Source organism: Arthrobacter citreus (assembly GCF_038405225.1).
GTDB classification, from domain to species: domain Bacteria; phylum Actinomycetota; class Actinomycetes; order Actinomycetales; family Micrococcaceae; genus Arthrobacter_B; species Arthrobacter_B citreus_A.
In genome coordinates, this window is record NZ_CP151657.1 from 298,897 (window position 1) to 320,289 (window position 21,393).

Here is a 21,393-nt window from a genome sequence, read left to right on the forward strand (position 1 = left end):
GTTGGAGGAGTGCCAGGCCGTAAAGGCAGCTAGGTACAAAAACTGTACAGAGAGCAATACTCGAAGAAAGAGGCACGACGCCATGGCGGGACAAAAAATCCGCATCCGGCTGAAGTCGTATGACCACGAGGTCATCGACGTATCAGCACGGAAGATCGTTGAGACGGTCACGCGTGCAGGCGCAACGGTAGTAGGCCCCGTGCCGCTGCCCACGGAAAAGAACGTGTACTGCGTTATCCGTTCGCCGCACAAGTACAAGGACAGCCGCGAGCACTTTGAAATGCGCACGCACAAGCGTCTGATCGACATCATTGACCCCACGCCCAAGGCCGTTGACTCGCTGATGCGTCTCGACCTGCCTGCCGACGTGAACATCGAAATCAAGCTGTAGGGGGGGGAGCGGATACTTATGTCTACTTCACTTACACGCCAGGTCAAGGGCCTTCTGGGCACCAAGCTGGGCATGACCCAGGTCTGGGACGAGAACAACAAGCTCATCCCCGTCACCGTCGTTCAGGCTGACTCGAACGTCGTTACACAGCTGCGCAACGCGGAAAAGGACGGCTACACCGCCGTTCAGATCGGCTACGGCCAGATCGACCCGCGCAAGGTGACCAAGCCGCTGGCCGGCCACTTTGAAAAGGCAGGCGTCACGCCTCGCCGCCACGTTGTTGAACTGCGCACCGCTGATGCAGACACCTATGAGCTGGGCCAGGAACTCTCCGTTGAGATTTTCGAAGCCGGCCAGAAGGTCGACATCACCGGAACCTCCAAGGGCAAGGGCTTTGCCGGTGTCATGAAGCGTCACGGCTTCCACGGCGTCGGTGCCTCCCACGGTGCACACAAGAACCACCGTAAGCCCGGTTCCATCGGTGGCGCATCCACCCCGGGCCGCGTCTTCAAGGGCGTTCGGATGGCTGGCCGCATGGGCGCCGTCCGCCACACCACGATGAACCTCACGGTTCACGGTGTGGACGCCGAGAAGTCGCTGCTGCTGATCAAGGGTGCCGTTCCCGGCGCCCGCGGCCAGGTCGTCCTCGTACGCACCGCCGTGAAGGGAGCTTAGTCTCATGGCTAACGAAACCACTGTTGAATTCCCCGCAGCGCTCTTCGACGTTCAGGCGAACGTTCCGCTTCTGCACCAGGTAGTAGTTGCTCAGCTTGCAGCTGCCCGCCAGGGTACGCACAAGACGAAGACCCGCGCAGAGGTCTCCGGTGCAGGCCGCAAGCCGTTCAAGCAGAAGGGTACCGGCCGCGCCCGTCAGGGTTCCATCCGTGCTCCTCACATGACCGGTGGTGGCGTTGTCCACGGACCGACGCCCCGCGACTACAGCCAGCGCACCCCCAAGAAGATGATTGCCGCCGCACTTCGCGGAGCACTCTCCGACCGGGCACGCAACGGCCGCATCCACGTCCTTGAAACCCTGGTAGCCGGCGAAACGCCGTCCACCAAGGCTGCACGCGACGCCCTGCGTTCACTTTCCGACCGCAAGAACATGCTCGTTGTCATCGAGCGCGCCAACGATGTTGCTGCACTTTCCGTGCGCAACCTCCCGGCTGTTCACGTGATCTATGTAGATCAGCTGAACACCTACGACGTGCTTGTTGCTGATGACGTGGTCTTCACCAAGGCTGCCTACGACGAGTTCGTCGGCAAGAACACTGTCAAGGAGGACGCCAAGTGAGCGCGACCACCGCAAAGGACCCTCGCGACGTGGTGCTGGCACCCGTCGTTTCGGAAAAGAGCTACGGCCTGATCGACGAAGGTAAGTACACCTTCCTGGTCGACCCCCGCTCCAACAAGACCGAGATCAAGCTGGCCGTGGAGAAAATCTTCTCCGTCAAGGTCGACTCGATCAACACCATCAACCGTGCCGGTAAGCGTAAGCGGACCAAGTTCGGATGGGGACAGCGCAAGAACACCAAGCGCGCCATTGTCACCCTGAAGGACGGCACAATCGACATCTTCGGCGGTCCGCTCAGCTAGGGCGGAGACCACTTTAACGAGGAAATAAATAATGGGAATCCGTAAATACAAGCCGACTACACCGGGCCGTCGCGGCTCGAGTGTCGCCGACTTCACCGAAATCACGCGGTCGACGCCGGAAAAGTCGTTGGTACGCCCGCTGCCCAAAAAGGGTGGACGTAACAACACCGGTAAGATCACCACCAGGCACAAGGGTGGTGGGCACAAGCGTCAGTACCGTCTGATCGACTTCCGCCGCCACGACAAGGACGGCGTCGACGCTCGCGTTGCCGAGATCGAATACGATCCGAACCGTACCGCCCGCATTGCGCTGCTGCACTACGTTGATGGCACCAAGCGTTACATCATTGCCCCGAACAAGCTCAAGCAGGGCGACCACGTAGAGGCCGGAGCCGGCGCTGACATCAAGCCCGGCAACAACCTGCCCCTGCGCAACATCCCCGTGGGTACCACCATCCACGCAGTTGAGCTGCGTCCGGGCGGTGGCGCCAAGATGGCCCGCTCCGCCGGTGCATCGGTTCAGCTTGTTGCCAAGGAAGGCCGCTTCGCCCAGCTGCGTCTGCCTTCCGGCGAAATCCGCAACGTCGATGCGCGCTGCCGCGCCACCATCGGCGAGGTCGGCAACGCCGAGCAGTCCAACATCAACTGGGGTAAGGCCGGCCGTATGCGCTGGAAGGGCGTACGCCCGACCGTCCGCGGTGTCGCCATGAACCCGGTCGACCACCCGCACGGTGGTGGTGAAGGTAAGACCTCCGGTGGACGCCACCCGGTCAACCCGAACGGTAAGCGCGAAGGCCGCACACGCCGCCCCAATAAAGAGAGCGACAACCTCATTGTGCGTCGCCGTCGTTCCGGCAAGAACAAGCGATAGGAGCCTGGAAACATGCCACGCAGCCTGAAGAAAGGCCCCTTCGTCGACCAGCACCTGTTCCTTAAGGTAGCGGCCGAAAACGAAAAGGGCACCAAGAACGTCATCAAGACGTGGTCCCGTCGTTCGATGATCATCCCCGACATGCTCGGGCACACGATCGCCGTACACGATGGACGTAAGCACATTCCGGTGTTTGTCACGGAGTCGATGGTCGGGCACAAGCTCGGCGAATTCGCCCTGACGCGTACATTCCGCGGCCATGTGAAGGACGACCGCAAGGGCAAGCGCCGCTAGGCGCTGCTCTTTCGGCAGAAGACGAGAGAAGGAAAGCAATGGAAGCCAAGGCAATTGCGCGTCATATCCGCGTAACGCCTATGAAGGCCCGGCGCGTCGTCAACCTTGTTCGTGGCAAGCAAGCGAATGAGGCAATGGCAATTCTGAAGTTTGCCCCCCAGGCAGCATCGGAGCCGGTACTTAAGGTAGTTCAGTCGGCCATGGCCAACGCACGTGTCCTCGCGGACCGTGACGGCGTGGCCTTCGACGAGGGTGACCTCTTCATCAGCGACGCATTCGTTGACGAAGGGCCCACCATGAAGCGGTTCCAGCCCCGTGCACAGGGCCGCGCGTACCGCATCAACAAGCGGACCAGCCACGTCACTGTGGTTGTCGCAACCCCCAAAATCGAGGAGGAACGCTAAGTGGGACAGAAAGTTAACCCGCACGGGTTCCGACTCGGCATCACCACTGACCATGTGTCGCACTGGTTTGCTGACAGCAACAAGCCGGGCCAGCGCTACAAGGACTTCGTCCGCGAGGACATCAAGATCCGTCAGCTCATGTCCACGGGCATGGACCGCGCCGGCATCGCCAAGGTAGAGATCGAGCGCACCCGCGACCGTGTCCGCGTGGATATCCACACGGCACGTCCGGGCATCGTTATCGGCCGCCGCGGCGCCGAAGCGGACCGCATCCGCGGCGAGCTGGAAAAGCTCACGGGCAAGCAGGTTCAGCTGAACATCCTCGAGGTCAAGAACCCCGAGATGGAAGCACAGCTTGTTGCCCAGGGCGTTGCTGAGCAGCTCTCTTCCCGCGTGGCTTTCCGCCGTGCCATGAAGAAGGCCATCCAGTCCGCACAGCGTGCCGGCGCCAAGGGTATCCGTATCCAGTGCTCCGGCCGTCTGGGCGGCGCTGAAATGAGCCGTTCGGAGTTCTACCGCGAAGGCCGTGTGCCCCTGCACACCCTCCGCGCGCAGATCGACTACGGCTTCTTCGAAGCCAAGACCACCTTCGGCCGCATCGGCGTGAAGGTCTGGATCTACAAGGGCGACGTCACCGCTAAGGAACTGGCTGCACAGCAGGCTGCCGCACCGTCCCGCGGACGCTCCAGCGACCGTCCGGGCCGCGGCCCGGCCGACCGTGGAGACCGTGGCGGAGAGCGCCGTCGTCGTCCCGAGCGTAGCGACAAAGCCGCCGCGCCTGCTGCTGCAGAGGCCCCGGCCGCTGAGGCAGCTGCCCCCGCAGCAGAAGGAGGACAGGCTTAAATGCTTATCCCACGTCGAGTCAAGTTCCGTAAGCAGCACCACCCGGGTCGTTCCGGCGCTGCAACCGGCGGCACTGCAGTCAGCTTCGGCGAGTGGGGCATCCAGGCTTTGACGCCTGCGTATGTCACCAACCGTCAGATTGAAGCTGCACGTATTGCCATGACGCGCCACATCAAGCGCGGCGGAAAGGTCTGGATCAACATTTACCCGGACCGTCCGCTGACGAAGAAGCCGGCCGAAACCCGCATGGGTTCCGGTAAGGGTTCTCCGGAGTGGTGGGTTGCAAACGTCAAGCCGGGTCGGGTTCTCTTTGAGATCTCCGGTGTCAATGAAGAGGTAGCTCGTGAGGCCCTGCGCCTGGCGATCCATAAGCTGCCGTTGAAGGCACGCATTGTGCGTCGCGAGGGTGGTGAATAGAAATGGCAATTGGTTCAAAGGAACTGGCACCGAAGCAGCTGGACGGCTTCGATAAGGACCGTCTCGTCGAGGAACTTCGCAAGGCCAAGGAAGAGCTGTTCAACCTCCGCTTCCAGTCCGCAACCGGTCAGCTGGAAAGCCACGGCCGTCTGCGCGTAGTGAAGCGCGACATCGCACGCATCTACACCGTGCTGCGTGAGCGCGAGCTGGGGATTCGTCCCGAGGTCGTTGCTCCCGTCGAGGAAGCAGCTCCCGAAAAGGCAGCAAAGAAGTCCAAGAAGAAGGCTACCGAGTCTGAAGCTCCGGCCGAGGTCGCTGAGGATGATGCCAAATGAGTGAAAACAAGAATGAGGCAGCAGTGACAACTGACGCAAACGGAGCCGATGCCCGCGGGTACCGGAAGACCGCACGCGGCTACGTGGTCTCTGACAAGATGGATAAGACCGTCGTTGTTCAGGTTGAAGACCGCGTCAAGCACGCCCTGTACGGAAAGGTGCTTCGCCGCACCTCGAAGCTCAAGGCCCACGACGAGCAGAATGCTGCCGGCGTTGGAGACCTCGTGCTGATCGCCGAAACCCGGCCGCTCTCCGCTACGAAGCGGTGGCGCCTGGTCGAGATCCTCGAGAAGGCTAAGTAACACCAGCAGTACATCCGGCCGGCCCGCCGGCGAGCTGATCCCCGCAAGGGGAAAAGCCCGCCGGTAACCGCCCACCGGCGACAGGGCCCCGGCCGCGTTATCATCCGATTTCGCATCCGGGGCCCTTTCGCGATAAACTTGAAATCTTGTCTGTGCGGTGCGGAAGTGTGTCCAGTTTTGGACACCGCATCCTCACCGCCGTATGAGACAAAAGCCCGATAATCTTGTTCGGCACTGAGCCGCGGCCCGCCGCGGTCAGCCCCTGAGGGGGAGTGCTGAGTACCAGTATTACGGGGTCCACCCATATCCGTTCCGCAAGGCTCAATTTGAGAACCGGCGCGACGACAGGAGTTATAAGTGATTCAGCAGGAGTCGCGGCTTAAGGTCGCCGACAACACTGGTGCCAAGGAAATCTTGACCATCCGTGTTCTCGGTGGATCCGGACGTCGCTACGCAGGCATTGGCGACACCATCGTTGCCACCGTCAAGGATGCAATTCCCGGCGGCAACGTCAAGAAGGGCGATGTGGTCAAGGCCGTCATCGTTCGTACCAAGAAGGAACGCCGTCGCCAGGACGGTTCCTACATCAAGTTCGATGAGAACGCTGCAGTGATCTTGAAGAATGACGGAGACCCCCGCGGTACCCGCATCTTCGGCCCGGTCGGCCGCGAGCTTCGCGACAAGAAGTTCATGAAGATCATTTCGCTGGCTCCGGAGGTGCTGTAGTCCATGGCAAAAATCAAAAAGGGTGACCTCGTGCAGGTCATCAGCGGCGCAACTGCTGCCCGCGGCGGAGACCGCGGCAAGCAGGGCAAGGTTCTGAAGGTCTACACCGACACGAACCGCGTTTTGGTTGAAGGCGTCAACACGGTCAAGAAGCACACCAAGGTCGGCCAGTCCTCCAAGGGCTCCAAGACCGGTGGCATCGAGATTGTCGAAGCTCCCCTCCACGTTTCCAACGTCGCGATCGTTGACCCGGAAACGAAGAAGCCGACCCGTGTTGGCTACCGTCAGGAAATCGTCGAAAAAGACGGCCGTGAGCGCACTGTGCGTATCCGCGTCGCCAAGGGCTCTGGGAAGGACCTCTAATGACTGAGACCGTCACCAAGATCGTTCCCCGTCTGAAGACCCGCTACGCAGCGGAGATCAAGAAGACCCTGCAGGACGAATTCAGCTACGCAAACGTCAACCAGGTTCCCCGCCTTGTCAAGGTTGTTGTGAATATGGGTGTTGGAGATGCCGCCAAGGACTCCAAGCTCATTGACGGTGCAGTCAAGGACCTGACCCAGATCACGGGTCAGAAGCCGCAGGTCACGAAGGCCCGCAAGTCGATCGCACAGTTCAAGCTGCGCGAAGGCATGCCCATCGGCTGCCACGCAACTCTGCGTGGAGACCGCATGTGGGAATTCGTCGACCGCCTGGTTACCCTGGCGCTGCCGCGTATCCGCGACTTCCGCGGCCTCAACGGCAAGCAGTTCGACGGCAACGGCAACTACACGTTCGGTCTGACCGAGCAGTCGATGTTCCACGAAATCGATCAGGATAAGATCGATCGCGTTCGCGGCATGGACATCACCGTAGTGACCACCGCAAAGACCGATGACGAGGGACGCGCGCTGCTCAAGGCGCTCGGCTTCCCGTTTACATCCGAAGATTAATTACTACGTAACAGGTCCGACGGACCTCCGCTCGGGTGCGCCTGAGCGCGAACTCCGCAGGAAACCGTTACGAGGGAGGGCAAGAGCCCAATGACAATGACAGATCCTGTCGCAGACATGCTTACGCGTCTGCGCAATGCAAACTCGGCATATCACGATACCGTGTCCATGCCTTACAGCAAGCTCAAGGCGCGCGTCGCTGACATCCTGAAGGCCGAGGGCTACATCGCCGGCTGGAAGGAAGAAGAGGCCGTCGTCGGCAAGAAGCTGACCCTTGATCTCAAATTCGGTCCGAACCGCGAGCGTTCCATCGCCGGCGTGCGTCGTATCTCCAAGCCCGGTCTGCGCGTTTACGCAAAGTCCACCAACCTGCCGCGTGTTCTCGGTGGTCTGGGTATCGCAATCCTGTCGACGTCGTCAGGTCTCCTGACCGACCGCCAGGCCGCTAAGAAGGGTGTAGGTGGGGAAGTCCTCGCCTACGTCTGGTAGCAGGGAAGGGAAAGAAAAATGTCACGTATTGGACGTCTGCCCATCCCGGTTCCTGCCGGAGTAGAAATCGCCGTTGACGGCGATCTCGTATCGGTCAAGGGTGCCAAGGGCGAGCTGAAGCACACTGTGCCCAGCCCGATCACTGTCACTCTCGACGACAGCACCATCACCGTTGCCCGCCCGAACGACGAGCGCGAATCCCGTGCCCTTCACGGCCTGACCCGCACCCTGATCGCCAACATGATCACCGGTGTGACCGAAGGCTACAAGAAGGACCTGGAAATTGTCGGCACCGGTTACCGCGTGCAGGCCAAGGGAGCGGACCTCGAGTTCGCCCTGGGCTACAGCCACCCGGTTCCGGTCACGGCACCCGAGGGCATCACGCTTACCGTCGTGGGTCCCACGAAGGTCACAGTGTCCGGCATCGACAAGCAGCAGGTGGGCGAGGTTTCGGCCAACATCCGCAAGCTGCGCAAGCCCGATCCCTACAAGGGCAAGGGTATTCGTTATGCCGGCGAGATTGTCCGCCGCAAGGTCGGAAAGGCTGGTAAGTAACCATGGCCATCAGCATTAATAAGAAGCGTAATTCGAAGAGCAAGTCGGCTGCCCGCAGCCGCCGCCAGCTTCGCATCCGCAAGCGGATCTCCGGTACCGCGGCTCGTCCGCGCCTGGTGGTCAACCGCTCGGCCCGCCACGTATTCGTTCAGGTTGTCGATGACACCCGCGGCGTAACCGTAGCTTCGGCTTCCACCATGGAAGCAGACCTGCGCGCACTGGAAGGCGACAAGACCGCCAAGTCCAAGCGCGTTGGCGAGCTCGTTGCAGAACGTGCCAAGGCTGCCGGCGTGGAAGCCGTTGTCTTCGACCGCGGTGGCAACCGCTACCACGGCCGCATCGCGGCCGTTGCCGACGGCGCACGTGAAGGTGGGCTGTCACTGTGACCGAGGTTAACAAGGAAAAGGAAAACCAGGTGACTGAAGCTACAGCTGCGCAGGCAACTGAAACCAAGGACGCCGCAGCTCCCGCCACTGACGACCGCCGCGGCGGCCGTAAGGGCGAGCAGCGCTCCGACCGTGGAGGCCGCGGCGAACGCGGTGGCCGCGGTGGCCGCGACGGCGGACGCAACGATGAGAAGGACAAGTTCATTGAACGCGTCGTGACCATCAACCGCGTTGCCAAGGTGGTCAAGGGTGGTCGTCGCTTCAGCTTCACCGCTCTGGTGGTTGTCGGCGACGGCAACGGCATGGTTGGTGTCGGCTACGGCAAGGCCAAGGAAGTTCCCTCCGCTATCGCGAAGGCCGTCGAAGAAGCCAAGAAGACTTTCTTCCGCGTCCCGCGTATCGGTGGAACCATTCCCCACCTTGTCCAGGGTGAAGCTGCCGCAGGCGTCGTCCTGCTGCGTCCGGCTTCCCCGGGTACCGGTGTTATCGCCGGTGGTCCGGTCCGCGCCATTCTCGAATGCGCCGGAATCCACGACGTTCTGTCCAAGTCGCTCGGGTCCTCCAACGCCATCAACATCGTGCACGCCACGGTTGATGCGCTGAAGCGCCTCGAAGAGCCTCAGGCAGTGGCTGCCCGCCGCGGCCTGCCGCTGGACGAGGTTGTGCCTGCTGCGATGCTCCGCAACATGCAGAAGGCAGGTGCCTGATGACTACTCCGAAGAACGTTGCCGTCAGCACGGCAAAGCTCAAGATCACCCAGATTAAGTCCACCATCGGTGGTAAGCAGAATCAGAAGGACACGCTGCGCTCATTGGGCCTGCGACGCATCGGTGCAACCACCGTTCGCACCGCAGACGCCGTGACCGTTGGCATGATCAACACGGTTCCGCACCTCGTGAAGGTTGAGGAGGCGAATTAACATGGCCGAAGATAACAACAACGAACACGCGCTGAAGGTTCACCACCTGCGTCCGGCACCCGGTGCCAAGACGGCCAAGACCCGTGTTGGCCGCGGTGAAGGTTCCAAGGGTAAGACTGCAGGCCGCGGTATGAAGGGCACCAAGGCCCGTTACCAGGTCAAGGCCGGTTTCGCAGGCGGGCAGCTGCCGCTGCACATGCGTCTGCCGAAGCTCCGCGGCTTCAAGAACCCGTTCCGGGTCGAGTTCCAGGTTGTTAACCTGGACAAGATCTCGGAGCTGTTCCCGGAAGGCGGCGACATCACTGTTGCCGACCTGGTTGCCAAGGGCGCCGTTCGCAAGAACCAGCCCGTCAAGGTCCTGGGCACCGGCGACATCACCGTCAAGGTGAACGTCACCGCTGATGCATTCTCCGCCAGTGCGGCAGAGAAGATTGCCGCAGCAGGCGGAACGACCTCGGCGCTCTAAGCACCGTGTACGTTCCGTGCAGCGACTTCCGGCGGTCGGGAAACCGGCTGCCGGATAACCGCTGCGCGGTTTGCAGGACCAGCACTAAACTCTTGGCGGGCCGCACTGCGGCCCGCCTGGAGTTTAGTTTTGTTTAAGGCACTACCACGCCGCGGGCTTCGTTAACGTTCTACGGGGCTTGAGCGGATAGACTCTGTTTTTGTTACCAGTCCAATCGGACTCACCTACTTCAGATCTCATTCAGGAGGACGCTTGCTTAGCGCTATTGGCCGGGCTTTCCGGACGCCAGACCTGCGACGCAAGCTGTTGTTTACGCTGGGAATCATCACTATCTTCCGCATGGGTGCTTTTATCCCGGCCCCGGGTGTTGACTACGGCAATGTGCAGCAGTGCTTGGCTCTGGGTGCCACTTCGGGTGGCCTCTACGAATTCGTTAACCTTTTTAGCGGCGGCGCCCTGCTGCAGGTCTCCATCTTTGCCCTGGGCATCATGCCGTACATCACCGCCAGCATCATTGTTCAGCTGCTGCGCGTCGTGATTCCCCACTTCCAGGCGCTCTACGAGGAAGGCGCACAGGGCCAGTCCAAGCTGACGCAGTACACGCGTTACCTGACCATCGCCCTGGGCCTGCTCAACGCCACCACTGTCGTATCGCTGGCCCGCACCGGAGCGCTGTTCAACAACATGTGCTCCGTGCCGATCATCCCGGACGACAACATCATCACCATCCTGCTGCTGATCATCACCCTGACAGCCGGCACAGGCCTCATCATGTGGATGGGCGAGCTGGTCACCGAAAAGGGTGTCGGCAACGGCATGTCCCTGCTGATCTTCACCTCCATTGCCGCCGGTTTCCCCAGCTCGCTTGGCGCCATCCTCAGCGCCCAGGGCTGGACGGTATTCCTCGGCGTCATCGGCATCGGCGTCCTCGTGGTTGCCCTGGTGATCTTCGTGGAGCAGTCCCAGCGCCGCATCCCGGTGCAGTACGCCAAACGCATGGTGGGACGGCGGACCGTCGGCGGCACCAACACCTACATCCCGATCAAGGTGAACATGGCCGGGGTTATCCCCGTCATCTTCGCCTCGTCGATGCTGTACCTGCCGTCGCTGATCGCCCAGTTCAACACCCCCGCCACCGGGAATCCCCCGGAGTGGGTCGTCTGGATCAACAACTACCTCACCAGCGGAGACCACCCGTTCTACATGGCGGTCTACTTCCTGCTGATCGTGTTCTTCACGTACTTCTATGTGTCGATCACGTTCAACCCTGAGGAGGTCTCCGAGAACATGAAGAAGTACGGCGGTTTCATTCCCGGCATCCGTGCCGGCCGCCCCACCGCCGAATACCTGCAGTACGTGCTGTCCCGCATCACCCTGCCCGGCGCCCTCTACTTGGGGTTTGTAGCCCTGATTCCGTTGATCGCTCTGGTGCTGGTCGGAGCGAACGCGAACTTCCCGTTCGGCGGAACCTCGATCCTCATCATGGTTGGTGTGGGACTCGAAACAGTCAAACAGATTGATGCACAACTGCAGCAACGTCACTATGAAGGGTTATTGCGATGACAAGAATGCTCATTATCGGGCCTCCCGGCGCCGGTAAAGGTACACAGGCCGCCCGAATCTCGGACCGGCTTGGCGTCACGGCAATATCCACCGGCGATATCTTCCGCGCGAACGTCAAGAACCAGACGCCGCTCGGCCTGGAAGCCAAGAAGTACATCGATGCCGGGAACTTCGTGCCGGACAGCGTCACCAATGACATGGTCCGCGCCCGTCTGCTCGAAGACGACGTCGCTGACGGCTTCCTCCTGGACGGCTACCCGCGCACCGCAGCGCAGGTTCAGGAACTGGACGAGATCCTGGCCAGCAAAGGCCAGAAGCTCGACGTCGTGCTGCAGCTGACCGCCGACGACGAAGAGCTCGTCGAGCGCCTGCTGAAGCGTGCCCAGATCGAAGGCCGCGCCGACGACAACGAGGACGTCATCCGGCACCGTCTGGACCTTTACAAGGCCCAGACGGCCGACGTCGTCGCCAGTTATGACAACCGCGGCATCGTGGCGCGGGTGGACGGGCTGGGCGGCATCGACGATGTCACCGAGCGGGTCATGGAAGTTCTCAAGGATATTAGCTAAAGAGTTAGAAGAGATATGTTCGGCCAGCCCAGGATTGAATACAAGACCAATGCGCAGATGCGCACCATGCGCGAGGCCGGCCTCGTGCTGATCCGGGCACTGGACGCGGCAGTGGAGTCCGCGGTGGAGGGGGCAACCACCGCGGACGTCGACGCAGTTTTCGCCGCGGTGCTCAAGGAGGCGGGGGCAACCTCGAACTTCCTCGGTTACCACGGATACCCTGCAACGGTCTGCGTTTCCGTGAATGAAGAAGTGGTCCACGGCATCCCGGGGGAGAGGATCCTCAAGGACGGGGACATCCTCTCCATCGACGGCGGTGCCGTGGTCAACGGCTGGCACTCCGACTCCGCGCGCACCGTGATTGTCGGCACGGCGGACCCCGAGGATCAGCGCCTCTCCGACGTCACCGAACAGGCCATGTGGCACGGAATAGCCGCCGCTGCCAAGGGCCGGTTCGTCGGAGACATCGGCGCAGCCATCGATGACTACGTCTCCGGCGTTCCGGGCAAGCCGCTCGGCATCCTGGAAGACTACGTCGGCCACGGCATCGGAACCCAGATGCACCAGGCACCGGACGTGCTCAATTACCGGACATCGCACAACGGTCCCAAGCTTCGGCCGGGACTGTGCCTGGCCATTGAGCCGATGCTGGTGCGGGGCAAGATCGAAACGCTCACACTGGATGATGACTGGACAGTTATCACCACCGACGGCTCCCGGGCCTCGCAGTGGGAACATTCGGTCGCGATTCACGACAAAGGTATCTGGGTCCTCACATCGCCCGACGGCGGAGCCTCGCGGCTTGCGCCCCTGGGCGTAACCCCGGTGCCCATTCCCGAAGACTGACCCGACGGGCCCGGTGGCCCGCAACCCCGGCCGGGGCGCGGGACGATTTAACTTATCCGGGCCTGTCGAGTAGAGTTATCTGTTGGTTGTCTCTACATTCGTGCCCTTTTCCAAGCATGTGCGCCGTGTCAAAACGGCCCCTGCGCGGTAGATGCGCAGGAAGCACCGGAGAGAACCAAAGACATAAACCGTCCTTCGTGCATACGGGGGACACAGACGTTAGCGGAGGATATGGCCAAGAAAGACGGCGTCATTGAGATTGAGGGCTCGGTCAACGAAGCCCTGCCCAACGCGATGTTCCGCGTTGAGCTGGCCAACGGCCACATTGTGCTCGCACACATCTCGGGAAAGATGCGTCAACACTACATTCGCATCCTCCCCGGAGACCGCGTTGTGGTGGAACTTAGCCCGTACGACCTCACTCGAGGCCGTATCGTCTACCGCTACAAGTAAAAACCGCCGCACTGGCAGACAGCGTCCCGGACATTTGGGGCGCCGGCTGCATGCGGCCCAACCCTGCAACCACGCAAAGGATAACCATGAAGGTCCAGCCGAGCGTCAAGCAGATCTGCGATAAGTGCAAGGTGATTCGCCGTAACGGTCGAGTCATGGTGATCTGCGAGAACCCGCGCCACAAGCAGCGCCAGGGCTAATTTCCTGCTCTCAGGGACAGCCCACGCGTAGTAGTAGTAATTGAATATGGCAGTGCAGCGTTGATACGCGTAACGCATACCCCCGGCCCGGAGGCCGGGGACCTGGCAACAGGGATGCACTGCTTCAGACCTCCGGTGACACAAAAGGAGAACCGCCGATATGGCACGTCTCGCTGGCGTTGACATTCCCCGCGAAAAGCGGGTTGTGATTGCGCTTACTTATATCTACGGCGTGGGTAAGACCCGTGCAGACCAGACCCTGGCAGAGACCGGCATCAGCCCGGACACTCGCGTCAAGGACCTCACGGATGCTGAGCTCGTTCAGCTGCGTGACTACATCGAGGGCAACTTCAAGGTTGAGGGTGACCTCCGCCGCGAGGTGGCCGCCGACATTCGCCGCAAGGTTGAAATCGGCAGCTACCAGGGTATCCGCCACCGTCGTGGCATGCCCGTACACGGCCAGCGCACGAAGACCAACGCTCGTACCCGCAAGGGCCCGAAGCGTACGGTTGCCGGTAAGAAGAAGGCCGCCCGCTAAATAGCGGTGTGAGGCCAAGGCCCGTCAGCGGGCCACCTAAACCAAACTCTTTGTAGGAGAAGTAATGCCCCCCAAGACTCGTGGAGCGGTCCGCAAACCGCGTCGCAAGGATAAGAAGAATATCGCGCTTGGCCAGGCGCATATCAAGAGCACCTTTAACAACACCATCGTGTCCATCACGGACCCGTCCGGTGCTGTTATCTCATGGGCTTCCGCCGGTGAGGTTGGCTTCAAGGGCTCGCGTAAGTCCACCCCGTTCGCTGCGCAGATGGCTGCTGAAGCCGCTGCAAAGCGCGCCCAGGAGCACGGCGTCCGCAAGGTCGACGTCTTCGTCAAGGGTCCGGGATCAGGCCGCGAAACCGCCATCCGTTCGCTCCAGGCCACCGGCCTGGAGGTTGGCTCCATTTCGGATGTCACCCCGAGCGCGCACAACGGCTGCCGTCCCCCGAAGCGCCGCCGCGTATAAGCAGCACTTGCGGTACCGGTTTCATCCGGCGGGCGGTCCACCCTTCGGGGCGGGCCGCCCATCGGACGCCTCCGGCTCCGGGCACGTGGCTGCTAGCCGTCCAAGACGCCCGCGGAAGACCCGTCGTCGTCGTTTCCACCATTTGTGTTGCGTCATATAGCGGACGCTCGCTGAAAGGAAATGCAAGTGCTCATTGCACAGCGCCCTACCCTCACTGAAGAAGTCGTAGCCGACAACCGCTCGCGGTTCATCATCGAACCGCTGGAACCCGGTTTCGGCTACACCCTTGGCAACTCCCTTCGCCGTACGCTCCTGTCCTCGATTCCCGGTGCTGCAGTAACCAGCATTCGGATCGACGGCGTGCTGCACGAGTTCACCACGGTTCCGGGCGTGAAGGAAGATGTCACCGAGATCATCCTGAACGTCAAGAACCTGTCGGTCTCCTCCGAGCACGACGAACCCGTTGTCGCCTACCTGCGCAAGCAGGGTCCCGGCGTCGTGACGGCTGCGGACATTGCTCCGCCGGCCGGCGTGGAGTTCCACAACCCGGATCTGCACATTGCCACTCTCAATTCGAAGGGCAAGTTCGAACTCGAACTGACCATCGAACGCGGACGCGGCTACGTTTCTGCCAGCCAGAACAAGTCCGGTGACCAGGAAATCGGCCGTATTCCGGTCGACTCCATCTACTCACCGGTCCTGAAGGTTACCTTCCGCGTGGAAGCTACCCGTGTTGAACAGCGCACCGACTTCGATCGCCTGATCGTTGACGTTGAAACCAAGGATGCCATTGCACCGCGCGACGCAGTCGCCTCTGCCGGCACCACCCTGGTTGAGCTGTTTGGCCTGGCCCGCGAACTGAACAGCGCAGCTGAAGGTATTGAAATCGGACCGAGCCCCACGGATGCCGCACTGGCAGCCGACATGGCCCTGCCGATCGAAGACCTTGAGCTGACCGTGCGCTCCTACAACTGCCTCAAGCGTGAAGGCATCCACACTGTGGGTGAACTCGTTGCCCGCTCCGAGGCTGACCTGATGGACATTCGCAACTTCGGTGCAAAGTCCATTGATGAGGTAAAGGCAAAGCTGGTCGAGCTCGGTCTGTCCCTGAAGGATTCCCCTCCCGGATTTGACCTCGCCGCCCGTGCCGCAGCTATTGAAGAGGACGAGTCCGAATACTCGGACGACGAGCTCTAACACACGCAAAATTTTGCCGTCCGGGCCTGAAAGGCACCGTGCGGCACCGTTTGAGGAGAAAATGTAATGCCTACACCCACCAAGGGTAAGCGCCTCGGAGGCAGCCCGGCCCACCAGCGCCTGATGCTGGCGAACCTGGCTGCTCAGCTGTTCGAGCACAAGCAGATCACCACCACCGTGACCAAGGCCAAGCGCCTTCGTCCCTACGCCGAGCGCCTGATCACGTTCGCAAAGCGCGGAGACCTGTCTTCGCGCCGCCGCGTCCTGGGCCTGATCTCGGACAAGGGTATTGTCCACGAGCTCTTCACCGACATTGCTCCGGCAGTCGAGAAGCGCGACGGCGGTTACACCCGCATCACCAAGATCGGCAACCGCAAGGGCGACAACGCTCCCATGGCTGTCATCGAACTGGTTCTCGAGCCCGTCTCGGCGAAGCAGGCCGTTGTGGCCGAGGCCGAAACCGCAGCAGCCGTGGCTGCTCCGGCACCGGTTGAGGAATCCGCTGAGTCTGCCGATTCCGCAGAGTCCGCCGATTCCGCTGAGTCTGCCGACTCCGCTGAGTCCGCAGATTCCGCTGACGAAGCAGTGGAGACCGAAGAGAAGAAGTAATTTCTCGCTTCGGCACCATGTCCCTTAATATTGAGGGCATGAGTATCGAAAGGCCCGCCGTACCCTCACCGGACGGCGGGCTTTTTCGTGTCCGGATGGATCTGTCCTACGACGGCGCGTCCTTCTACGGCTGGGCGGTCCAAGATGACCTTCCGACCGTCCAGGGCACCCTGGAAGCGGCGCTAAAGGTACTGGTACGGAGGCCGGTCCGGCTGACGGTGGCCGGGCGGACCGACTCGGGGGTGCACGCCCGCGGCCAAGTGGTCCACTTTGACCTCACAGGGGAGGAATGGACGGGCCTGTCCCGCGGTGCGGCACTGACTCCCGAGGAGGCCCTGATCCGCCGCATGCGGGGAATCCTCAACAAGGACCTCACCATGCCGCTGCGCAAGGCCAAGGCGTCCAAGCGGGTCATCCACGCCATGGAAGGCGCCATCACGGTCCACTCGGCATCCCTGGCGCCAGAGGGCTTCGACGCCCGCTTCTCGGCCCTGTGGCGGCGCTACAGCTACCGCATCGCCGACCGGGAAGCCAGCCGCGATCCGCTCACGCGCACGGTCACTCTGTGGCACGACTTCGCGCTGGATGAGCACCGGATGAACGCCGCAGCCGACGCCGTGCTGGGGGTGAAGGACTTCCTGTCCTACTGCAAGCCCCGCACAGGGGCGACAACGGTCCGCGAGCTGCAGGAGTTTTCCTTTCTGCGCCGGCCCGACGGCGTGATCGAAGCCCACCTGCAGGCCGATGCCTTCTGCCACAACATGGTTAGGTCCCTCGTGGGCGGCGCCATGCTGGTGGGGGCGGGGGAGCGGACCCCCGAATGGCTGGGGGAACGTCTGCAGGCCCGGATCCGCGATTCAAAGTCCCTCCTGGCTGCGCCCCATCCCCTGATCCTCGAAGAGGTAAGGTATCCGGCCGATGCCCAAATGCAGCAGCGGGCCGAGAGCACGCGCGCCAAGCGCTCCCTCTCCGGCTTTTGACCTCGACCCGCAAGCAGGCTATTGTTTATAGTCGTTGTGCGTGTCCTACCTCGATAGGTCTATGCCCACGGGAGCGGCTCGGTTGCAGAGCCACCTGGCCCCGGGGAAATAGCCGAGTACATCAGGACCACTGGTTACATCAGTCCTCACCTGACCATCCGGTAAACGCATAGAGAAGCTGCGGACCATGTGGCATCCATATGAGCCGCGCCACCTAAGAAGAAGAAACGAAGGCAAAAACCGTGCGTACGTACACCCCGAAGCCCGGCGACATCAACCGCCAGTGGCACGTCATTGACGCCACCGACGTTGTCCTAGGCCGTCTTGCCAGCCAGACCGCAACACTGCTGCGCGGAAAGCACAAGCCGACCTTCGCTCCCCACATGGACATGGGCGATTTCGTCATCATCATCAACGCCGAGAAGGTTGCCCTCACCGGCGCCAAGCTCGAACAGAAGCGTGCCTACCGCCACTCGGGTTACCCGGGCGGTCTGTCCTCCGTCAACTACGCAGAACTGCTGGAGTCGAATCCGGTACGTGCAGTTGAGAAGGCCATCCGCGGCATGCTGCCCAAGAACTCCCTGGCTGCTCAGCAGATCAGCAAGCTCAAGGTCTACCGCGGTGCAGAGCACCCGCATGGAGCCCAGCAGCCCAAGACCTTCGAAATCACCCAGGTCGCCCAGTAGTTCTGGCCCCGCCAACTAAAGAATTAATTCAAGGAGAATCGTGGCTCAGAACACTGAAGAGCTCAATGAAACAACCGAGGAGCTTTCGAGCTACACCTCGGAAACCCCTGACGCAGCCGAGGCTGCTGTCAAGGAACGCCCGGCCCTGACTGTCTCCGGCTCTGCCGTTGGCCGCCGCAAGCAGGCTATTGCCCGCGTGCGCGTTGTCCCGGGTACCGGCAAGTGGCTGGTAAACGGCCGCGACCTGGCTGCTTACTTCCCGAACAAGCTGCACCAGCAGGACGTCAACGAGCCGTTCAAGGTCCTTGACCTTGATGGCGCCTACGACGTTATCGCCCGCATCCACGGCGGCGGCGCCTCCGGCCAGGCCGGCGCGCTGCGTCTGGGTGTTGCCCGTTCGCTGAACGAGATCGACCGCGAGAACAACCGCCCGACGCTGAAGAAGGCCGGTTACCTGACTCGTGACGCACGCGTCATCGAGCGCAAGAAGGCCGGTCTCAAGAAGGCCCGCAAGGCACCTCAGTACTCCAAGCGCTAATTCAGCGCTTCCCAAGACACATTCGCTGGAGCGAATGCGTCTTGGGGCCCTCGCGCCGAATTGGCGCTTGGCTCCACGCGCTAAAAAGTCGTTGGGGCCGGCGCGATCAGCGCGGGACAGCAGAAAGTGCGTCTTCCAGCTTTGGAAGGCGCACTTTCTGCGTTATGGACAAGGGAGTTTTCCGCCCTTTCCGCTCTCCGCTAAGTGTTGTTGGACACAGCAACCACCTACCTACCTGCCGGCGCTTCGTCTGCTGCGGCATCGAAGTGGCACAATAGCCCAGTGGGTTGCCCCTGGGGCTGCCTTCAGCCCTGCCCCCTGTTTGAGGATAATGTGCGATGACTAGATTGTTTGGAACTGACGGCGTCCGTGGATTGGCCAACGGCCTGATTACCGCCGAAGTGGCCCTGGGCCTGGCGCAGGCGGCCGCCGTCGTTCTGGGGCACCGGCGCGTTGAAGGCGGCCGGCGGCCTGTTGCAGTTGTTGCACGCGACCCCCGCATCAGCGGTCACTTCATCTCAGCGGCAGTGGAAGCAGGACTTGCGAGCTCGGGCGTTGACGTCTTTGACGCCGGCGTCCTGCCGACCCCCGCTGCGGCCTTCCTGGTCGCAGACCTTGACGCTGACTTCGGCGTCATGATTTCCGCCTCCCACAATGCGGCTCCCGACAATGGCATCAAGTTTCTGGCCCGCGGCGGCCAGAAGCTTGACGATGCGGCTGAAGATGCCATTGAAATTGAAATGGACAAGCCCAGCCTTCGTCCCACCGGCGCCGATGTTGGACGCATCCACCGGTTCGCTGATGCCGAAGACCGCTATGTCATCCACCTGCTCCAGACACTCCCGAACCGGCTGGACGGCCTGAAAGTGGTCTTGGACTGCGCCAACGGAGCCGCGAGCGGTTGCTCGCCCCAAGTTTTCGCCGATGCAGGGGCCGAAGTGGTGGTCATCGGGGCGGACCCCGACGGCGTCAACATCAATGAAGGCTGCGGATCCACCCACCTGGAAAAGCTGCAGGCGGCAGTACTGGAACACGGTGCAGACCTGGGCGTTGCGCACGACGGCGACGCCGACCGCTGCCTTGCCGTGGACCACGAGGGAACCGTCGTGGACGGTGACCAGATCATGGCGATCATGGCGGTTGCCCTGAAGTCCGCCGGCAAGCTCAAGGATGACACCCTCGTGGCCACGGTGATGAGCAACCTGGGCCTGAAGCTCGCACTGCGCGAAGCGGGCATCAGCCTTCGCGAGACCGGGGTGGGGGACCGGTACGTACTTGAGGGCATGCGCGAGGGCGGCTACAGCCTTGGCGGCGAGCAGTCCGGGCATGTCATTTTTTCTGAGCACGCAACAACCGGCGACGGTGTCCTCACCGGCCTGCAGCTCGCTGCTCAGGTGAAGCGCACCGGACGCACCCTCAAGGATCTTGCACAGGTCATGAACAAGCTCCCGCAGGTCCTGATCAACGTTAAGGGCGTCGACAAGGCAGCGGTCGGCAGCAATGACGCCGTTCTCCGCGCCGTGATGGACGCACGGACGATCCTGGGCGAAACAGGCCGGGTACTGCTCCGTCCCTCGGGCACCGAAGCGCTCGTCCGGGTCATGGTCGAAGCTGAAGACATGGAAACAGCTGCCTCAGTGGCTGCGAAGCTGGCCGAGACGGTGGAAAACAACCTGGCGCTGGAGCCGACCGAAGCCTGAGGGAGGGCCGGCCCCTACGTCTTGCGCAGCAGCATCCTGGTCACCGAGTGGTCGGCGTCCTTGGTCAGCACCAGCTGAGCACGTCCGCGCGTCGGCAGGACATTGGTCACCAGGTTTGGTTCATTGATGCGCTTCCAGATATCCAGCGCCGTGGCACGGGCTTCAGTGTCGGTCAGCCCGGCATAGCGGTGGAAATAGGATTCCGGATCAGCGAAGGCACCGCCGCGCAGTGACATGAAGCGCTGGACGTACCATTCCTCGATGTAGGAGGTGCGGGCGTCCACGTAAATGGAAAAGTCGAAGAAGTCGCTCAGCGCCAGTCCTGCCCTGCCGTCCGCCCGGGTGCGGGCGGGAGCCAGGACGTTGAGGCCTTCGACGATCAGCACGTCGGGCCGGTGTACGACAATTTCCTCATTCGGCACGATGTCGTAGGTCAGGTGCGAGTAGCGCGGCGCGCGCACTTCCTCGGCCCCGCTCTTGACGGCGCTGACAAAGCGCAGCAGGGCCCGGCGGTCGTAGGACTCCGGGAAACCCTTCCGGTCCATCAGACCCCGGCGCTTCAGCTCGGCGTTCGGATAGAGGAATCCGTCGGTGGTGATCAGTTCCACGTTCGGGGTATCCGGCCAACGGCGCAGCATCTCCCGCAGAACGCGCGCCGTGGTCGACTTTCCCACGGCCACTGACCCGGCCACCCCGATAACAAACGGTGTCCGGGTGGTTTTCTCGCCCAGGAAAGTGGTGGTTGCGCTGTGCAGCCGCCCGGCAGCCGCAACGTAGAGGTTGAGCAGGCGCGAGAGGGGCAGGTACACCTCCCGGACCTCGTCCAGGCTCAGCCGTTCGCCGAGCCCCCGCAGCCGCAGGATGTCGTCCTGGTTCAGGGGCGACCGTATTTCGTTGGAAAGCCGTGACCAGGTCTGCCGGTCCAGTTCCACGAACGGGGAAAAGCCACTGTCCGGTGCATTTCCGGAGGCTTTGGCTGGATGAGGGGCTGCCTTTGTACGGTCTGTCACTTTACGATTCTGCCCTGCCGTGCAGCCATTCCAAAACGGCCATGCCACGGCCCCGGCCGCGGCGGTTCGCAGGTGGTGCCGGTATTTTGGCGATGTAGGTAGTCGTGCCGGT

The 21,393-nt window shown here is 61.9% G+C and carries 34 protein-coding genes; 33 read left to right on the forward strand and 1 reads right to left on the reverse strand.

Features of this window, described 5'->3' with window-relative positions:
* The first annotated feature begins 82 nt into the window (after positions 1-82).
* From rpsJ to glmM, 33 genes are all read left to right on the forward strand, one after another.
* On the forward strand, positions 83-391 hold the full coding sequence (rpsJ, locus tag AAE021_RS01420; protein ID WP_003803825.1) for a 30S ribosomal protein S10: 309 nt from the start codon (positions 83-85) through the stop codon (positions 389-391).
* A gap of 18 nt (positions 392-409) precedes the next feature.
* Positions 410-1,066 carry a 50S ribosomal protein L3 gene (rplC, locus tag AAE021_RS01425; RefSeq protein ID WP_341393390.1) on the forward strand — a complete coding sequence of 219 codons (657 nt, stop codon included), beginning with the start codon at positions 410-412 and terminating at the stop codon, positions 1,064-1,066.
* A 4-nt stretch (positions 1,067-1,070) separates the two neighbouring features.
* Positions 1,071-1,685 (forward strand): 50S ribosomal protein L4, encoded by a 615-nt coding sequence (rplD, locus tag AAE021_RS01430; protein WP_342023919.1) that lies wholly within the window; start codon positions 1,071-1,073, stop codon positions 1,683-1,685.
* A complete protein-coding gene (rplW, locus tag AAE021_RS01435; protein WP_104052736.1) occupies positions 1,682-1,987 on the forward strand; it encodes a 50S ribosomal protein L23 in 306 nt (101 codons plus the stop codon). Before rplD ends, rplW begins: the two co-directional genes overlap by 4 nt.
* Before the next feature lie 31 nt (positions 1,988-2,018).
* Positions 2,019-2,858 (forward strand): 50S ribosomal protein L2, encoded by an 840-nt coding sequence (gene rplB / locus AAE021_RS01440; protein WP_152219783.1) that lies wholly within the window; start codon positions 2,019-2,021, stop codon positions 2,856-2,858.
* A gap of 12 nt (positions 2,859-2,870) precedes the next feature.
* Positions 2,871-3,152, forward strand: coding sequence for a 30S ribosomal protein S19 (rpsS, locus tag AAE021_RS01445; RefSeq protein WP_104052734.1), 282 nt, complete (start codon positions 2,871-2,873; stop codon positions 3,150-3,152).
* 38 nt (positions 3,153-3,190) lie between these two features.
* Positions 3,191-3,556: a 50S ribosomal protein L22 gene (gene rplV / locus AAE021_RS01450; RefSeq protein ID WP_229964887.1), complete on the forward strand. Its 366-nt coding sequence runs from the start codon at positions 3,191-3,193 to the stop codon at positions 3,554-3,556.
* Positions 3,557-4,399 carry a 30S ribosomal protein S3 gene (gene rpsC, locus AAE021_RS01455; RefSeq protein ID WP_342023920.1) on the forward strand — a complete coding sequence of 281 codons (843 nt, stop codon included), beginning with the start codon at positions 3,557-3,559 and terminating at the stop codon, positions 4,397-4,399.
* Positions 4,400-4,816, forward strand: a complete 417-nt coding sequence (gene rplP, locus AAE021_RS01460) for a 50S ribosomal protein L16 (RefSeq protein ID WP_104052731.1) — start codon at positions 4,400-4,402, stop codon at positions 4,814-4,816.
* A gap of 2 nt (positions 4,817-4,818) precedes the next feature.
* Entirely contained in the window at positions 4,819-5,151 is a 333-nt protein-coding gene (gene rpmC / locus AAE021_RS01465; RefSeq protein WP_152219777.1) for a 50S ribosomal protein L29, read from the forward strand.
* The gene (rpsQ, locus tag AAE021_RS01470; protein ID WP_152219775.1) at positions 5,148-5,453 is read left to right on the forward strand and encodes a 30S ribosomal protein S17; all 306 of its coding nucleotides are present in this window, start codon (positions 5,148-5,150) and stop codon (positions 5,451-5,453) included. The genes rpmC and rpsQ overlap by 4 nt, the downstream gene beginning before the upstream one ends.
* 357 nt (positions 5,454-5,810) lie before the next feature.
* The gene (rplN, locus tag AAE021_RS01475; protein ID WP_055239356.1) at positions 5,811-6,179 is read left to right on the forward strand and encodes a 50S ribosomal protein L14; all 369 of its coding nucleotides are present in this window, start codon (positions 5,811-5,813) and stop codon (positions 6,177-6,179) included.
* A gap of 3 nt (positions 6,180-6,182) precedes the next feature.
* Positions 6,183-6,542, forward strand: a complete 360-nt coding sequence (rplX, locus tag AAE021_RS01480; protein WP_210228071.1) for a 50S ribosomal protein L24 — start codon at positions 6,183-6,185, stop codon at positions 6,540-6,542.
* A complete protein-coding gene (rplE, locus tag AAE021_RS01485; RefSeq protein WP_342023921.1) occupies positions 6,542-7,111 on the forward strand; it encodes a 50S ribosomal protein L5 in 570 nt (189 codons plus the stop codon). Before rplX ends, rplE begins: the two co-directional genes overlap by 1 nt.
* 90 nt (positions 7,112-7,201) lie before the next feature.
* Complete coding sequence (gene rpsH / locus AAE021_RS01490) at positions 7,202-7,600, forward strand: 30S ribosomal protein S8 (RefSeq protein WP_152219769.1); 399 nt, start codon at positions 7,202-7,204, stop codon at positions 7,598-7,600.
* Between the two features lie 18 nt (positions 7,601-7,618).
* Complete coding sequence (gene rplF, locus AAE021_RS01495; RefSeq protein WP_342023922.1) at positions 7,619-8,155, forward strand: 50S ribosomal protein L6; 537 nt, start codon at positions 7,619-7,621, stop codon at positions 8,153-8,155.
* 2 nt (positions 8,156-8,157) lie between these two features.
* Positions 8,158-8,541 (forward strand): 50S ribosomal protein L18, encoded by a 384-nt coding sequence (gene rplR, locus AAE021_RS01500; protein WP_104101589.1) that lies wholly within the window; start codon positions 8,158-8,160, stop codon positions 8,539-8,541.
* Positions 8,542-8,570: 29 nt separating this feature from the next.
* A complete protein-coding gene (rpsE, locus tag AAE021_RS01505) occupies positions 8,571-9,248 on the forward strand; it encodes a 30S ribosomal protein S5 (protein WP_210228079.1) in 678 nt (225 codons plus the stop codon).
* The gene (gene rpmD / locus AAE021_RS01510) at positions 9,248-9,460 is read left to right on the forward strand and encodes a 50S ribosomal protein L30 (protein ID WP_229964894.1); all 213 of its coding nucleotides are present in this window, start codon (positions 9,248-9,250) and stop codon (positions 9,458-9,460) included. Before rpsE ends, rpmD begins: the two co-directional genes overlap by 1 nt.
* Position 9,461: 1 nt before the next feature.
* On the forward strand, positions 9,462-9,926 hold the full coding sequence (gene rplO, locus AAE021_RS01515; protein ID WP_152219761.1) for a 50S ribosomal protein L15: 465 nt from the start codon (positions 9,462-9,464) through the stop codon (positions 9,924-9,926).
* Positions 9,927-10,178: 252 nt separating this feature from the next.
* Positions 10,179-11,489, forward strand: coding sequence for a preprotein translocase subunit SecY (gene secY, locus AAE021_RS01520; protein WP_342023923.1), 1,311 nt, complete (start codon positions 10,179-10,181; stop codon positions 11,487-11,489).
* Positions 11,486-12,058, forward strand: a complete 573-nt coding sequence (locus AAE021_RS01525; RefSeq protein WP_342023924.1) for an adenylate kinase — start codon at positions 11,486-11,488, stop codon at positions 12,056-12,058. Before secY ends, AAE021_RS01525 begins: the two co-directional genes overlap by 4 nt.
* A 15-nt stretch (positions 12,059-12,073) precedes the next feature.
* On the forward strand, positions 12,074-12,904 hold the full coding sequence (gene map, locus AAE021_RS01530) for a type I methionyl aminopeptidase (RefSeq protein ID WP_342023925.1): 831 nt from the start codon (positions 12,074-12,076) through the stop codon (positions 12,902-12,904).
* A 231-nt stretch (positions 12,905-13,135) separates the two neighbouring features.
* Positions 13,136-13,357: a translation initiation factor IF-1 gene (gene infA, locus AAE021_RS01535; RefSeq protein ID WP_055239372.1), complete on the forward strand. Its 222-nt coding sequence runs from the start codon at positions 13,136-13,138 to the stop codon at positions 13,355-13,357.
* A gap of 86 nt (positions 13,358-13,443) precedes the next feature.
* Complete coding sequence (gene rpmJ / locus AAE021_RS01540; protein ID WP_012397712.1) at positions 13,444-13,557, forward strand: 50S ribosomal protein L36; 114 nt, start codon at positions 13,444-13,446, stop codon at positions 13,555-13,557.
* 160 nt (positions 13,558-13,717) lie between these two features.
* Entirely contained in the window at positions 13,718-14,095 is a 378-nt protein-coding gene (gene rpsM, locus AAE021_RS01545) for a 30S ribosomal protein S13 (RefSeq protein ID WP_104052716.1), read from the forward strand.
* Positions 14,096-14,159: 64 nt separating this feature from the next.
* Positions 14,160-14,561 carry a 30S ribosomal protein S11 gene (rpsK, locus tag AAE021_RS01550; protein ID WP_104052715.1) on the forward strand — a complete coding sequence of 134 codons (402 nt, stop codon included), beginning with the start codon at positions 14,160-14,162 and terminating at the stop codon, positions 14,559-14,561.
* A gap of 186 nt (positions 14,562-14,747) precedes the next feature.
* Positions 14,748-15,758, forward strand: coding sequence for a DNA-directed RNA polymerase subunit alpha (locus AAE021_RS01555; protein ID WP_104052714.1), 1,011 nt, complete (start codon positions 14,748-14,750; stop codon positions 15,756-15,758).
* Between the two features lie 66 nt (positions 15,759-15,824).
* Complete coding sequence (gene rplQ / locus AAE021_RS01560) at positions 15,825-16,367, forward strand: 50S ribosomal protein L17 (protein ID WP_341393398.1); 543 nt, start codon at positions 15,825-15,827, stop codon at positions 16,365-16,367.
* A gap of 38 nt (positions 16,368-16,405) precedes the next feature.
* Entirely contained in the window at positions 16,406-17,347 is a 942-nt protein-coding gene (locus AAE021_RS01565; protein WP_342023926.1) for a tRNA pseudouridine synthase A, read from the forward strand.
* 242 nt (positions 17,348-17,589) lie between these two features.
* Complete coding sequence (gene rplM, locus AAE021_RS01570; RefSeq protein ID WP_104052711.1) at positions 17,590-18,033, forward strand: 50S ribosomal protein L13; 444 nt, start codon at positions 17,590-17,592, stop codon at positions 18,031-18,033.
* A gap of 40 nt (positions 18,034-18,073) precedes the next feature.
* Positions 18,074-18,571, forward strand: a complete 498-nt coding sequence (rpsI, locus tag AAE021_RS01575; RefSeq protein WP_342023927.1) for a 30S ribosomal protein S9 — start codon at positions 18,074-18,076, stop codon at positions 18,569-18,571.
* A gap of 338 nt (positions 18,572-18,909) precedes the next feature.
* Positions 18,910-20,271 carry a phosphoglucosamine mutase gene (gene glmM, locus AAE021_RS01580; protein ID WP_342023928.1) on the forward strand — a complete coding sequence of 454 codons (1,362 nt, stop codon included), beginning with the start codon at positions 18,910-18,912 and terminating at the stop codon, positions 20,269-20,271.
* Positions 20,272-20,285: 14 nt separating this feature from the next.
* Here the strand turns inward: glmM and coaA are convergent, their stop codons facing one another.
* A complete protein-coding gene (gene coaA / locus AAE021_RS01585; RefSeq protein ID WP_342023929.1) occupies positions 20,286-21,281 on the reverse strand; it encodes a type I pantothenate kinase in 996 nt (331 codons plus the stop codon).
* Positions 21,282-21,393 lie beyond the last annotated feature (112 nt).

Excerpts from the sequence above, each read along its gene's own strand:
- rpsJ (WP_003803825.1), top strand. The coding sequence starts at position 83 with ATGGCGGGACAAAAAATCCGCATCCGGCTGAAGTCGTATGACCACGAG.
- rplC (WP_341393390.1), top strand. The coding sequence starts at position 410 with ATGTCTACTTCACTTACACGCCAGGTCAAGGGCCTTCTGGGCACCAAG.
- rplD (WP_342023919.1), top strand. The coding sequence starts at position 1,071 with ATGGCTAACGAAACCACTGTTGAATTCCCCGCAGCGCTCTTCGACGTT.
- rplB (WP_152219783.1), top strand. The coding sequence starts at position 2,019 with ATGGGAATCCGTAAATACAAGCCGACTACACCGGGCCGTCGCGGCTCG.
- rpsS (WP_104052734.1), top strand. The coding sequence starts at position 2,871 with ATGCCACGCAGCCTGAAGAAAGGCCCCTTCGTCGACCAGCACCTGTTC.
- rplV (WP_229964887.1), top strand. The coding sequence starts at position 3,191 with ATGGAAGCCAAGGCAATTGCGCGTCATATCCGCGTAACGCCTATGAAG.
- rplP (WP_104052731.1), top strand. The coding sequence starts at position 4,400 with ATGCTTATCCCACGTCGAGTCAAGTTCCGTAAGCAGCACCACCCGGGT.
- rpmC (WP_152219777.1), top strand. The coding sequence starts at position 4,819 with ATGGCAATTGGTTCAAAGGAACTGGCACCGAAGCAGCTGGACGGCTTC.
- rpsQ (WP_152219775.1), top strand. The coding sequence starts at position 5,148 with ATGAGTGAAAACAAGAATGAGGCAGCAGTGACAACTGACGCAAACGGA.
- rplX (WP_210228071.1), top strand. The coding sequence starts at position 6,183 with ATGGCAAAAATCAAAAAGGGTGACCTCGTGCAGGTCATCAGCGGCGCA.
- rplE (WP_342023921.1), top strand. The coding sequence starts at position 6,542 with ATGACTGAGACCGTCACCAAGATCGTTCCCCGTCTGAAGACCCGCTAC.
- rpsH (WP_152219769.1), top strand. The coding sequence starts at position 7,202 with ATGACAATGACAGATCCTGTCGCAGACATGCTTACGCGTCTGCGCAAT.
- rplF (WP_342023922.1), top strand. The coding sequence starts at position 7,619 with ATGTCACGTATTGGACGTCTGCCCATCCCGGTTCCTGCCGGAGTAGAA.
- rplR (WP_104101589.1), top strand. The coding sequence starts at position 8,158 with ATGGCCATCAGCATTAATAAGAAGCGTAATTCGAAGAGCAAGTCGGCT.
- rpmD (WP_229964894.1), top strand. The coding sequence starts at position 9,248 with ATGACTACTCCGAAGAACGTTGCCGTCAGCACGGCAAAGCTCAAGATC.
- rplO (WP_152219761.1), top strand. The coding sequence starts at position 9,462 with ATGGCCGAAGATAACAACAACGAACACGCGCTGAAGGTTCACCACCTG.
- AAE021_RS01525 (WP_342023924.1), top strand. The coding sequence starts at position 11,486 with ATGACAAGAATGCTCATTATCGGGCCTCCCGGCGCCGGTAAAGGTACA.
- map (WP_342023925.1), top strand. The coding sequence starts at position 12,074 with ATGTTCGGCCAGCCCAGGATTGAATACAAGACCAATGCGCAGATGCGC.
- infA (WP_055239372.1), top strand. The coding sequence starts at position 13,136 with ATGGCCAAGAAAGACGGCGTCATTGAGATTGAGGGCTCGGTCAACGAA.
- rpmJ (WP_012397712.1), top strand. The coding sequence starts at position 13,444 with ATGAAGGTCCAGCCGAGCGTCAAGCAGATCTGCGATAAGTGCAAGGTG.
- rpsM (WP_104052716.1), top strand. The coding sequence starts at position 13,718 with ATGGCACGTCTCGCTGGCGTTGACATTCCCCGCGAAAAGCGGGTTGTG.
- rpsK (WP_104052715.1), top strand. The coding sequence starts at position 14,160 with ATGCCCCCCAAGACTCGTGGAGCGGTCCGCAAACCGCGTCGCAAGGAT.
- rplQ (WP_341393398.1), top strand. The coding sequence starts at position 15,825 with ATGCCTACACCCACCAAGGGTAAGCGCCTCGGAGGCAGCCCGGCCCAC.
- AAE021_RS01565 (WP_342023926.1), top strand. The coding sequence starts at position 16,406 with ATGAGTATCGAAAGGCCCGCCGTACCCTCACCGGACGGCGGGCTTTTT.
- glmM (WP_342023928.1), top strand. The coding sequence starts at position 18,910 with ATGACTAGATTGTTTGGAACTGACGGCGTCCGTGGATTGGCCAACGGC.